Source organism: uncultured Roseobacter sp., from assembly GCF_947501835.1.
Lineage (GTDB): Bacteria > Pseudomonadota > Alphaproteobacteria > Rhodobacterales > Rhodobacteraceae > Roseobacter.
In genome coordinates, this window is record NZ_CANMXR010000001.1 from 141,117 (window position 1) to 152,671 (window position 11,555).

11 protein-coding genes are annotated in these 11,555 nt (G+C 61.0%); 7 read left to right on the forward strand and 4 right to left on the reverse strand.

What is annotated here, in order from left to right; all coding sequences use genetic code 11:
- Positions 1–2: 2 nt before the first annotated feature.
- Entirely contained in the window at positions 3–1,148 is a 1,146-nt protein-coding gene (locus Q1A20_RS00665; RefSeq protein ID WP_299405174.1) for a HupE/UreJ family protein, read from the reverse strand.
- A 25-nt stretch (positions 1,149–1,173) separates the two neighbouring features.
- Here Q1A20_RS00665 and Q1A20_RS00670 point away from each other — a divergent pair, with 25 nt between their 5' ends.
- From Q1A20_RS00670 to Q1A20_RS00685, 4 genes are all read left to right on the forward strand, one after another.
- Positions 1,174–1,956 carry a DUF4198 domain-containing protein gene (locus Q1A20_RS00670; protein ID WP_367180861.1) on the forward strand — a complete coding sequence of 261 codons (783 nt, stop codon included), beginning with the start codon at positions 1,174–1,176 and terminating at the stop codon, positions 1,954–1,956.
- Positions 1,957–1,998: 42 nt separating this feature from the next.
- Complete coding sequence (locus tag Q1A20_RS00675) at positions 1,999–2,892, forward strand: PfkB family carbohydrate kinase (protein ID WP_299404657.1); 894 nt, start codon at positions 1,999–2,001, stop codon at positions 2,890–2,892.
- Positions 2,889–3,821 (forward strand): pseudouridine-5'-phosphate glycosidase, encoded by a 933-nt coding sequence (locus Q1A20_RS00680; protein ID WP_299404655.1) that lies wholly within the window; start codon positions 2,889–2,891, stop codon positions 3,819–3,821. Before Q1A20_RS00675 ends, Q1A20_RS00680 begins: the two co-directional genes overlap by 4 nt.
- 75 nt (positions 3,822–3,896) lie before the next feature.
- Complete coding sequence (locus Q1A20_RS00685) at positions 3,897–4,616, forward strand: DUF502 domain-containing protein (RefSeq protein WP_299404652.1); 720 nt, start codon at positions 3,897–3,899, stop codon at positions 4,614–4,616.
- A gap of 1 nt (position 4,617) precedes the next feature.
- On the opposite strand, the gene Q1A20_RS00690 is transcribed toward Q1A20_RS00685, so the two are convergent.
- The gene (locus Q1A20_RS00690; protein ID WP_299404650.1) at positions 4,618–5,655 is read right to left on the reverse strand and encodes a patatin-like phospholipase family protein; all 1,038 of its coding nucleotides are present in this window, start codon (positions 5,653–5,655) and stop codon (positions 4,618–4,620) included.
- Positions 5,656–5,719: 64 nt separating this feature from the next.
- The gene (locus tag Q1A20_RS00695; RefSeq protein ID WP_299736410.1) at positions 5,720–6,505 is read right to left on the reverse strand and encodes a 3-hydroxybutyrate dehydrogenase; all 786 of its coding nucleotides are present in this window, start codon (positions 6,503–6,505) and stop codon (positions 5,720–5,722) included.
- Between the two features lie 454 nt (positions 6,506–6,959).
- Between Q1A20_RS00695 and Q1A20_RS00700 the strand changes: the two genes are divergently transcribed.
- The gene (locus Q1A20_RS00700) at positions 6,960–8,675 is read left to right on the forward strand and encodes an extracellular solute-binding protein (RefSeq protein WP_299915982.1); all 1,716 of its coding nucleotides are present in this window, start codon (positions 6,960–6,962) and stop codon (positions 8,673–8,675) included.
- Positions 8,676–8,685: 10 nt separating this feature from the next.
- Here the strand turns inward: Q1A20_RS00700 and Q1A20_RS00705 are convergent, their stop codons facing one another.
- Positions 8,686–9,309: an XRE family transcriptional regulator gene (locus Q1A20_RS00705; protein ID WP_298969638.1), complete on the reverse strand. Its 624-nt coding sequence runs from the start codon at positions 9,307–9,309 to the stop codon at positions 8,686–8,688.
- A 64-nt stretch (positions 9,310–9,373) separates the two neighbouring features.
- Here Q1A20_RS00705 and Q1A20_RS00710 point away from each other — a divergent pair, with 64 nt between their 5' ends.
- Positions 9,374–10,888, forward strand: a complete 1,515-nt coding sequence (locus Q1A20_RS00710; RefSeq protein WP_299915555.1) for a class I adenylate-forming enzyme family protein — start codon at positions 9,374–9,376, stop codon at positions 10,886–10,888.
- A complete protein-coding gene (locus Q1A20_RS00715) occupies positions 10,885–11,526 on the forward strand; it encodes a DsbA family oxidoreductase (RefSeq protein ID WP_299915557.1) in 642 nt (213 codons plus the stop codon). Before Q1A20_RS00710 ends, Q1A20_RS00715 begins: the two co-directional genes overlap by 4 nt.
- Positions 11,527–11,555: the final 29 nt, after the last annotated feature.

An 11,555-nucleotide genomic window follows, 5' to 3' on the forward strand; every position in this document is an offset into this window, starting at 1 on the left:
CGCTACAGGAATACCCGCTCCACAAACCAATAGGCGCCGACGGCGGCAATCACACAGGACGCCGGGACGGCAATGCGCGATCGGTACCATTCCTTGCGCGCAAACCATCCGACCACAGCAAAGGCGATCGCGATCACGGTCAGCTGGCCAATTTCGACCCCGATGTTGAAGCCGATTAATGCCGGCACGAACTGACCTTCCGGCAGGCCGAACTCGCCTAGCACGGAGGCAAAGCCCAACCCGTGCAACAGCCCAAACGCAAAGATCACCACCGGTCGCCATGGGTTGAGGCCAGAGGTAAAGATGTTCTCAACCGCCACAAACACAATCGACGCCGCAATCAAAGGCTCCACAAGCCCCGGGTTAATCTTCACCAGCCCCAGAGCCCCCAGGGCCAGCGTCACGGTATGTGCCAGCGTGAAGGCGCTGACCTGCCAGACCAGCGGGCCTAATTTGGTGCTGAGAAAGAACAGCCCCAGCACAAACAGGATATGGTCGAGGCCTTTGGGCAGAATGTGATCGAAGCCCACAGGGATATAGGCCAGGAACGCCCCCATCAGGCTCTGTGCGCCACCACCGCCAAAGGCAATCGCCGGGCTGCTTTCACCCCCGGTAAGATAGCCGGTAAAGGGCTCCTCGACCCCTTGCTGCCGCAGCACCAGCGCACCGGATCCTTTGGGCCAATTCACGGTGATCGTACTGGCCGCATCGGGCATTTGCGCCGTCAACCGTAGCAATGATATGCGCGGCAGCTCTGCGCTTAGGTCGTCCGGCACCTCCACGCTCGTTATTCCGAATGCGAGCGGCGCACTGCTCTCGGCCAGGGGCACCGTGTTCCAGAATTCAACCAACTGCGGCACCCGTGCTGCCAGATCGGCGCCTGAGAGACCCCGCAGGGTCGTATAGGTCTCACCGGCGGCATCATCATCGGTGTTCTCCGCGACATCCAGATCGACCCCGGCAAGGAAGGCCTCAAGATTGATCCGGAAATCCAGCACCACGCTTTGCCCATCCACAACGGTCAGATCGGCAATGGTCGGTACCAGTTCATGCGCCATCACGCGCGATAGGGATGCCCAGGCACCAGCGGTTGACAACGCCAGCAAAAGCAACAGCTTTGTCACAAGGGTTCTGAAGGATGAAGTCATCATGCTCTCTCGACTTTTAATAATTATGCTACTGCTAACTGGTACGTCAGCGGTTAGCCATGAGTTTTGGATTGAGCCAAAAAAATATCAAGTTGAACCGGGCGCGGCGCTCGTGGCCAACCTGCGCAATGGTGAAAATTTCAAAGGCATCGCGCTGGCGTGGTTCGAAAATCGCTTTACCCGGTTTGAAATGGCCCAAGGTAATGCACTGCTCCCCGTCGAAGGCCGCATTGGCGACACGCCCGCCCTGGCGACGACCGCGCCAGATGAAGGGTTGCTGGTCATTTTGCATGAAACGGCCCCCTCCTCGCTGACCTATAAGACGTGGGAAAAATTCCTGGCCTTTGCAAAACACAAGGATTTCCCGAATGCGGCAGCGGATCACGCGGCCGCCGGTTGGCCCCAGCAGGATTTCCGGGAAAGCTACACGCGCCATGCCAAATCCCTGATGGCCGTCGGTGACGGTCTGGGGGCGGACCGCGCTTATGGGCTGGCCACGGAGTTTGTCGCGCTGACCAACCCCTATGATCCGGGCTTCGACGGTCAGATGCAGGTGCGCGTTGACTACCAGGGGGCGCCACGCCCTGACGCGCAGATCGAAGTCTTTGACCTCGCGCCGGACAATCAGGTCACCGTCACCCTCACCCGCACGGATGGCGATGGCAAGGCCACCATCCCGGTCACCCCCGGTCACAGCTACCTCTTTGACGCCGTTGTCCTGCGCCCCAGCGATGCCGCTGGCAGCTCCGAGCGCGCGCCGGTCTGGGAAACTCTCTGGGCGGCGCTGACATTCGCAGTGCCCGGCTGACACGCCCTTGAACCCGCTGGGTTTCCCGGTCACAAGACATTCATGACAATGACACCTGATATTCTCTGCATCGGCTCCGTGCTCTGGGACGTCATTGGCCGATCGGCCAGCGCGATGCGTCAGGGGTCGGATGTGCCGGGGCGCATCACCCGTCTGCCGGGCGGCGTGGCCATGAATATCGCGATGACGCTGGCGCGGTTCGGGCTGACCCCGGCGCTGCTCACGGCCATTGGCCGGGATGCGGAAGGGGATGAGTTGATCTCTGCCTGTGCGGCGCGCGGGATGATTACCGAGACGGTGTATCGGTCTGATGATCTGCCCACCGATGTCTATATGGCCGTCGAGGGCGCCAATGGGCTGATCGCAGCCATCGCGGATGCCCATTCGTTGGAAGCCGCAGGGGCCAAAATCCTCTCGCCGTTGTCGGATGGGCGGCTGGCCACGGTGGACGCCCCCTACACAGGATTGGTCGCACTGGATGGCAACCTGACCCTCAATCTGCTCAGCGACATCGCCCGCAGCCCGTTGCTGGCGCAGGCGGACCTGCGTGTCGCCCCCGCCTCGCCCGGCAAGGCAGAACGCCTCGCGCCCTTTGTGCAATCGGGGCGCGGCACGCTATATGTGAACCTCGAAGAGGCCAGCCTGCTTTGCCAGCGCAGTTTCGACACCTCGCGCGGTGCAGCAGAAGGCCTGCTCGCACGCGGTGCTGCGCGGGTGCTGGTGACCGATGGGGGGGCGGACGCAACCGAAGGCCGACAAGACGGCCTGCTGACCCAAACCCCACCGCAAGTCCTGGTGACCCGCGTGACCGGTGCGGGCGACACCTTCATGGCCGCCCATATCGCCGCCGACGCAACCGGTGCCAATGCCGAAGACGCCCTGCGCCGCGCGCTGCAGGCCGCCGCCACCTATGTATCTGGAGAGACCGCCCTATGACTGCCCTGCCGATGATCCATTCAACCGAAGTGGCCGCTGCCAAGGCCGCGGGCAAACCCATCGTTGCGCTGGAAAGCACCATCATTACCCATGGCATGCCCTATCCACAAAACCTGGAAGTGGCGCGACAGGTGGAAAATGACATTCGCGCCGCGGATGTCACGCCCGCAACCATCGCCGTCATCGATGGCACGCTGCACATTGGTCTGGACGATGCGCAACTGCAGCTCCTTGCCCAGGCCAAGGGGGTGGCCAAACTCTCCCGCGCGGATCTGGCCGCCTGCATGGCAACCGGCGGCACCGGCGCCACAACCGTGGCCGCAACGATGATCGCGGCCCATCTGGCCGGTATCCAGGTTTTCGGCACGGGCGGGATTGGCGGTGTGCACCGCGGCGCGGAAAACAGCTTCGACATCTCCGCCGACCTGATGGAGCTTGCACAGACCCCGGTGACCGTGGTTGCCGCGGGCGCTAAGGCCATTCTGGACGTCGATAAGACGCTGGAAGTGCTGGAAACTCAGGGCGTGCCGGTGATCGCCGTCGGGCAAGACGCATTCCCCGCCTTCTGGAGCGCCACATCCCCTTTCAAGGCGCCGCTGCGCATGGACACGCCCGCAGAAATTGCCCGGGCGCATCATATGCGGGGCCAGTTGGGGTTGCCGGGCGGTCAATTGGTCGCGAACCCAATCCCGTTGGACGATGAGATCCCCGCACCGACCCTTGCCCCCATCATCGCGCAAGCTCAGAAAGACGCCGATTCCCATGGCATCCGGGGCAAGGCCGTGACACCCTATTTGTTGCAGCGTATTTTTGAGCTGACCGAGGGCCGCTCGCTCACCGCAAACATCGCACTGGTGCGCAACAATGCCCGGCTTGCGGCTAAAATTGCAGCGGAACTGATGGCCCTCTCCCGCGATACGGGAAATTGAACACGTGATCCGCCAAAGCCATTGTGAAGCAGTGGGATTGCGCCTACCTACGAGGCACGTCAGTAGAGATGCGTTATGAATACTCCGTTTGATCCAGAGCCGGCCACCCCAAGACGCAGCTTGTTCAGCGCTTTGCGCGCATCCTTTCTGACCGGTCTTGTTGTCATTGCCCCCGTGGGGCTGACCATCTGGTTGATCTGGTCGGTTGTGGGCTGGATCGACGGTTTTGTGCTGCCGCTCGTGCCCGGATCCTACCAACCCGACCGCGTGTTGCAGGATTGGCTCGGCCTCGATCCGGAAATCCAGATCAACATCCGCGGCATCGGCGTTGTGATCTTCTTGATCTTCACGGTGATTGTCGGCTGGATGGCCAAAGGTTTCATCGGCCGGTCCTTCATCCGCTTTGCCGAAAGCCTGGTGGAGCGCACCCCCGTGGTGCGGTCGATCTATTCCGGCATCAAACAGATCTCGGAAACCGTTTTTGCGCAATCCGAACGGAGCTTTGAAAAGGCCTGCCTGATCGAATATCCGCGCCGCGGCATCTGGGCCATCGGGTTCATTTCAACCGGCACCAAGGGCGAAATCGCCGCGCGGGCGAATAATGCCGAACCCATGGTCAGCATTTTTGTCCCGACAACGCCAAACCCCACATCCGGCTTTTTGCTGTTTTTCCCGTCGAAAGACATCATCGAACTGGACATGACCGTCGAAGACGCCGCCAAACTGGTGATCTCCGCAGGCCTCGTCTATCCCAACGGCAAAGACCCCTCCGAGCCTCCCGAAAACGGCGCGTAACCTACTGGAACATATCCACCAGATCGACCGAGCTGCACTTGCCCAGGTCGTTTTTGTGATGTGTCAGGAAGGCATCCGCCGCCTTCTGACCGGCAGATTTCAGGCGTGACAGGGTAAAGGGTGTCGGCACCAGCTTGGTCGCCACCGACAGCTCGTTCATCAACGCATCATCGGCCACCATATGGATCAACACGCGGCTCTTTTGGTCGGTCGTCAGGGCACCACGCTCCAGCAGACGCTGCACAAACTCGATGGCGCGCAACTCCCGCAGCAAGGAGGAATTGAAACTGATCTCATTGATCCGGTTCTGGATCGCCTGCGCCGTGCGCGGCAATTCCGTCCGCTCCAGCGGATTGATGTTGATGATCAAAATGTCATCGGGCAGCGACGGATTAAACAGCGGGAACAGCGCCGGATTACCGGTATAGCCCCCGTCCCAGAAGGCTTCGCGCATGCCAGTCTCCGCGTCCTCCACCTCAACCGCCTGAAACACCGTCGGCAAACAGGCAGAAGCCAGAATGGCATCGGTGCCGATTTCACTGTCCTTGAACACCCGCACCTTGCCGTTACGCACACGTGTGGCACAGATGAAGAGGCAGGGGCCTTTCCCGCCTTCCTCATGCACCGCATCGAAATCGAACTGCTCGACAATTGATCGCAGGGGGTTGTTGTAAAACGGCCCGTACGCATAGGGCGACACCGCCCGCGACCAGGCATCCGCCGCCATCACCGGCCAAGAATACTCCAGCGCCTGACTGAAATCACCCAGCGAAAACGGCAGCATCCAGGCGGGCAGTTGCAAATCCGGACGGGCGCCAACCTCGCGCCAGAGCCAATCCAGCCGATCCCGCGCGCCCTGCCGGCCGCCCTCGATCATACCGGCCTTGAGCGCCGCGCCGTTCAGTGCGCCCGCCGATGTCCCGGAAATGGCCGCGATATGAATATCCTCTTCGCAAAGCAACCGATCCAGCACCCCCCAGGTAAAGGCGCCATGCGCGCCACCGCCCTGCAGGGCCAGGTTGATTTTCTTGACCGCCATCTCCGCTCCTTCACCCATTGGTTTCTTCTGGCCGGAAATATCCCCGCCGGAGGCTTAAAACCTCTTACAACGCCGTCCATCCGCCATCGACACTGATGGTTGTCCCGGTGATCTGTGCAGCTGCATCTGAACACAGGAAGGTGGCGGTGCCGCCCATTTGCTCCACGGTTGCAAATTCCTTCGACGGCTGACGCGTCAGCATCACGTTCTCGATCACCTCTTCGCGGCTCATGTCGTATTCTTTCATCGTGTCCGGAATCTGCTTTTCAACGATGGGGGTCAGCACATAGCCGGGGCAGATCGCATTGGCGGTGATCGGCTCCTTGGCGGTCTCCAAAGCGGTCGTCTTGGTCAGCCCGACCACCCCGTGTTTGGCAGCGATATAGGCCGCCTTGTAGGGGGACGCCGTGAGCCCATGCGCGGAGGCGATGTTGATCACCCGACCCCAGCCAGCCGACCGCATCATCGGCAAGGCGATGGCCGTGGTGTGGAAAGCCGACGACATGTTGATGGCAATGATCGCATCCCACTTTTCCACCGGGAATTCCGGGATGGCGGCCACATGCTGGATCCCGGCGTTGTTGACCAGAATATCGCAGCGCCCGGCCTCTTCGATCAGACGGCGGCATTGGTCACCCTTCGACATATCCGCCTGAATGTAGCGCGCGGTCACACCCGCCTCATCCGCCACCTGCTGCGCCAACGCGTGATCTTCCTCGGCGTCGGTAAAGGAATTCAACACCACATCCGCGCCCGCGCGGGCCAGTTCCCAGGCGATCCCCAGCCCAATGCCGGAATTTGATCCGGTGATAACGGCGGTCTTCCCTGCCAATGAAATCTCATATGCCATGAAACTTGGTCCTTCCAGTCTGAGCTAATGCTGCGTTGCACACATCATGCATTGCTGCGACTGCAAAGGAAACGCTCTTTTCGCAGGTCCGACCGATCCGGTGGTTGTGCGCCCAGGGGCGGGCTGCAACCCTGACCAGAAGATGGGCAAAGTTGCGGGGCCAAAAAAAACGCCTGCACAAGGCAGGCGTTAAGTTATTGAGGCAGGTTTCATACAGGCAAGAAACCTATCGAGCAGTGATCTCTTTATAAGCAATCTCACGCCGCAGTCCAAGCTAAAAGTTTGATAAGACGTAAATACCTCGGTAGTCTGAGACCCAAGAAAACAAGGGCAGCAGGAGATTGTCTCCAAAATGGGTACTGTTTTTTTCCGCGCTCTTTTGCGGATTTTGATCGCGTGGGCAGCGATTCTCTGGGTCAATGCCGCGGTTGCTGAACCGCAACACGGGATATCTATGTATGGGTCCCCGGCATTGCCACCTGATTTTGTGTCTCTGCCCTATGCGCGCCCCGACGCGCCCAAGGGGGGCAGTATCACGCTGGGCAACACCGGCGGGTTTGACAGCCTCAATCCCTTCGTGCGCAAGGGCACCGTTCCCTGGCAGTTGAGCTTTTTTACGCACGAGGCCCTGATGGGCCGTTCCTGGGACGAGCCCTTCACCCTTTACGGGCTTTTGGCCGAATCGGTTGAGGTGCCCGAGGACCGCTCTTGGGTCGCTTTCACCCTGCGCGAAGAGGCCCGGTTTTCCGATGGCACGCCCGTGACCGTGGATGATGTGATTTTCTCCTACGAACTGCTCGGCACCGACGGGCATCCGCGCTACCACGGGCTGGGTGACCAGATCGAGAGCATTACCCAGACCGGCCCAAGATCCCTGCGCATCACCTTCAACACCGACAATCGTGAGCTGGCGCTGCTGGCTGGCATGCGTCCGATCCTCAGCCGTGCCCAATGGGAAGGACGCGATTTTGCCAATGCACAGCTGGCCGACGTGCCCATCGGGACCGGGCCTTACGTGGTGTCCAATTACGAAGCGGGACGGTTTGTGCAATTGACCCGCAATCCGGATTATTGGGGTACGGACGTGCCCTTCCGGCGCGGCACCCATAACATCGACCGCATCAAGCTGGATTTCTACGGCGATGCCACCGTCCTTTTCGAGGCTTTCAAAGGTGGTGACATCTCAGCGCTGCGCGAGTTCAATGCCGAAAAATGGGCGACACAGTATAATTTCCCCAGCATCGACCGTGGTGACGTCATCAAGTCGGAAATACCGCATCAGAAACCCTCCGGCATGACCGGTTTTGTGATGAACACGCGCAGGCCCCCCTTTGATGACTGGCGCGTGCGCGAGGCGATGATCCAGGCCTTCAACTTCGAATACATCAACGACACGCTGACCGGCGGCGCGCAGCCGCGGATCACCTCCTATTTCTCCAATTCCGGTCTGGCAATGCAGGCCGGGCCCGCAGGGGGCGCGGTATCTGAATTGCTCACGCCCTTTGCGGCCCAGCTTTTGCCCGGCACCCTGGAGGGCTACGCGTTGCCACAATCCGACGGCTCCGCCCGCAACCGCAAAGGCATCCGGGCGGCCATGGCCTTGCTGGCCGAGGCGGGCTGGACCCCGCAAGATGGTCAGATGCGCAATACATCGGGTCAGCCACTGAGGTTCACCATCCTGCTGGCGCAAGACAGCAGCGAGAACATCGCCATCGCCGACCTCTATGTCTCCGGCCTGAAACGGCTCGGTGTCGATGTCGCCATCGAAACAACCGACAGCGCGCAATACACGGCACGCACAAATGAATTTGATTTCGACATGACCTACTACCGGCGGGCACTGTCGCTGTCGCCCGGCAATGAACAGCGGTTTTACTGGGGGTCAGAGGCCGCGGACCAACCGGGATCGCGCAACCTGATGGGGGTCGCGTCACCCGCCGTGGACGGGATGATCGATGCCATGCTGGCCGCCAAGGAGAAGCAGGAATTTGTCGCCGCCGTGCGGGCGCTGGACCGTGTGCTCACCGCCGGACGCTATGTCGTCCCGTTCTGGCAATTCACCACCGGTCAGATCGCGCACATCAAGGAAATGAAATACCCCGACGTCCTGCCCATCTATGGCGATGGGCCGAATTTCATGCCGGAAACATGGTGGTACGATCCAAGCTGATCCTCTGACCTCAGGTCAGTGACGTGACCCAGAGGATATTGGCGTCTTCCTCGCTGACCGACACCACGTTGTGGCCCATGGTCGCGTCGTAGTAGGCGCTGTCGCCCCGGCGCATTTCGACCGGCTCATAGAATTCGGTGTAGAGCCGGATCACGCCGGTCAACACATATAGAAATTCCTCGCCGTCGTGGCGCACCCAACCTTCGAATTCCTCCATCTTCCGCGCCCTTACCCGTGCGCGGTAAGGCAACATCTGCTTCTTGGTCAAGGTTTCAGCGAGCAACTCATGCTCGTAGGTCACCGTTGCCTGGCCTGCGCCCTGTCCGGATTTCGTGACCGCCATACGCCCGTTGATCTGGCCCGCTTGCGGCGGCGTGAAAAGCTGCGGGATCGAGATTTCCAAACCCACAGCCAGTTTTTTCAGCGCGTCATAGGTGGGGGACATCTGGCCGTTTTCGATCTTGCTCAGCGTTGAGCGTGCCAGCCCGGCCTGACTGGCGGCATGTTCCAATGTCCAGTTCCGTGCCTTGCGCAACTCACGCACGCGCTGGCCGAGGTCCACGGGCGCGCCGTGTTCCTCTGTACCGGTCTGGCGTGCAATCTGGATCAGGGTTTTTGGGTCTGCGTTTGTCATCCTAAAGCTATAAGGCCAAGCAGGCAGGCTTGCAACGCAGGGAGCGTCGCGCTAGCACGCCATCATGCTTTCAGTTTTCGACGAAGGGCCCCCCGCGCCCTGCCCCCGGCCCTTCAACATGGCAGCCTACGTTCTGGCCGCCGCGAACCAAGACCCACAGAAAGAAGCGCTGTTGGTCCTCGGTCAGGATGACGTTGAAACATGGACGTTCTCGGCACTCGAAGCTGCGGTGCGCGGCACCGCCACCGGTTTTCTGGGTCTTGGTCTGAAGCCCGGCGACAAGGTGCTGATGCGGCTGGGCAATACCGTTGATTTCCCCATCGCGTATCTGGGCGCGCTGACTGCGGGCCTGGTGCCCATTCCGACCTCCTCCGCATTGACCGAACCTGAAACCGCTAAAATCATTACGGAAACCAACCCCAAAGCGATTTTGCGCGATCCTGACGTAGCCTGCCCGGAGGACCCGGCAATCTGCGGTCTTGACCAACTGCGCGCGTTCAGGGCGTTGCCGCCAGCAGACTTCCACATGGGAGATCCCGACCGGTTGGGCTATATCATCTACACCTCGGGCACTTCGGGTGTGCCGCGCAGCGTGCTGCACGCGCACCGTGCCATCTGGGCGCGGCGCATGATGTTTGACGGCTGGTACGGGCTGACGGCACATGACCGGCTGCTGCACGCGGGCGCATTCAATTGGACCTACACCTTGGGCACCGGCCTGATGGACCCGTGGACGGTCGGTGCCACCGCCCTGATCCCCGCTGCAGGCACCGGAGCCCAAGCCTTACCCGACCTACTCACAAAGCATCGCGCCACGATATTCGCAGCCGCACCAGGGGTTTACCGCCAACTTCTCAAGCAAAACGCACCTTTCGAAAGCCGTGCGCTGCGCCACGGCCTCAGCGCCGGGGAAAAACTGCCGCCCCGCATTGCCAAGGCCTGGACCGCGCTCACGGGGACGCAGGTCTTCGAAGCCTATGGCATGTCCGAATGCTCGACCTTCATTTCCAGTGCACCGGGTCTGCCAACCTCCGCGGACACGCTGGGGCGACCCCAACCCGGGCGGCGCGTGGCGCTGATGGGCGAGGACGGGCCGGTACCGCTGGGCACCGAAGGGACCATCGCGGTGCATCGCGACGATCCTGGCCTGATGCTGGGATACCTGAACGCCCCCGAAGAAACCGCAGCCAAATGGCAGGGGGAGTGGTTCCTGACCGGCGATCAGGGGGTGATGTCCGAGGATGGGCAGATCACCTATCTGGGTCGAAACGACGATATGATGAACGCGGGCGGCTACCGGGTCTCTCCCATCGAGGTCGAATCCGTGCTGACCGCGCGCGCCGATATCACCGCCGTCGCGGTCACCGATGTCGAGATCAAAACCGACGCGCGGGTGATTGCGGCTTTCTACACCGGCCCCGCGGCACTGGACGATCACGAGTTGCACACCTATGTGTCTGATAAGTTGGCACGATATAAACAACCGCGCCTATATGTTCACCTGCCGGAGCTGCCCATGGGGGCCAATGGCAAAATACTGCGGCGCGCCCTGCGGGCCGGTTTCGAGGCGACGAAATGACCAACACCATCAAGCTCGACATCATGTCCGACCCGATTTGCCCGTGGTGCTATATCGGCAAGACCCATCTCGACAAGGCGCTGGCCGACACGCCGGATCATCCCTTTGTCATTGAGTGGCACCCGTTTCAGCTGAACCCCGACATGCCCCTCGACGGGATGGACCGCCGCGCCTATCTGGAGGGCAAGTTTGGCGGCAAGGAAGGCGCCGTGCGCGCCTATGCGCCCGTGGTCGAGCACGCCGAAGCGGCCGGGCTGAAGATCGATTTCGAGGGGATGAAACGCACCCCCAACACGCTGGATGCGCACCGCCTGATCCATTGGGCGGGCATCGAGGGACGGCAAACAGCCGCCGTTTCCGCATTATTTCAAGCCTATTTCGTCGATGCACGGGATATCGGCGACCACGATGTGCTGGCGGATATTGCCGATGGTATCGAGATGGATGCCGCCGTGGTCCGCAAACTCTTGACCTCTGATGCGGATGAAGAAGACATCCGCAAGCGTGATGCGCACAGCCGATCCATGGGCGTCAATTCCGTCCCGACCTTCATTGTTGCGGGCAAACACGCGGTGCCGGGCGCGCAACCGCCTGAGCTATGGGCGAAGGTGATCAGCGAGCTTTCTGCCGCCGCCTGACGGCAATTTTCATCCCCACAGAAGCGCAG

Excerpts from the sequence above, each read along its gene's own strand:
- Q1A20_RS00665 (WP_299405174.1), bottom strand. The coding sequence starts at position 1,148 with ATGACTTCATCCTTCAGAACCCTTGTGACAAAGCTGTTGCTTTTGCTG.
- Q1A20_RS00670 (WP_367180861.1), top strand. The coding sequence starts at position 1,174 with ATGCTACTGCTAACTGGTACGTCAGCGGTTAGCCATGAGTTTTGGATT.
- Q1A20_RS00675 (WP_299404657.1), top strand. The coding sequence starts at position 1,999 with ATGACAATGACACCTGATATTCTCTGCATCGGCTCCGTGCTCTGGGAC.
- Q1A20_RS00680 (WP_299404655.1), top strand. The coding sequence starts at position 2,889 with ATGACTGCCCTGCCGATGATCCATTCAACCGAAGTGGCCGCTGCCAAG.
- Q1A20_RS00685 (WP_299404652.1), top strand. The coding sequence starts at position 3,897 with ATGAATACTCCGTTTGATCCAGAGCCGGCCACCCCAAGACGCAGCTTG.
- Q1A20_RS00690 (WP_299404650.1), bottom strand. The coding sequence starts at position 5,655 with ATGGCGGTCAAGAAAATCAACCTGGCCCTGCAGGGCGGTGGCGCGCAT.
- Q1A20_RS00695 (WP_299736410.1), bottom strand. The coding sequence starts at position 6,505 with ATGGCATATGAGATTTCATTGGCAGGGAAGACCGCCGTTATCACCGGA.
- Q1A20_RS00700 (WP_299915982.1), top strand. The coding sequence starts at position 6,960 with ATGTATGGGTCCCCGGCATTGCCACCTGATTTTGTGTCTCTGCCCTAT.
- Q1A20_RS00705 (WP_298969638.1), bottom strand. The coding sequence starts at position 9,309 with ATGACAAACGCAGACCCAAAAACCCTGATCCAGATTGCACGCCAGACC.
- Q1A20_RS00710 (WP_299915555.1), top strand. The coding sequence starts at position 9,374 with ATGCTTTCAGTTTTCGACGAAGGGCCCCCCGCGCCCTGCCCCCGGCCC.
- Q1A20_RS00715 (WP_299915557.1), top strand. The coding sequence starts at position 10,885 with ATGACCAACACCATCAAGCTCGACATCATGTCCGACCCGATTTGCCCG.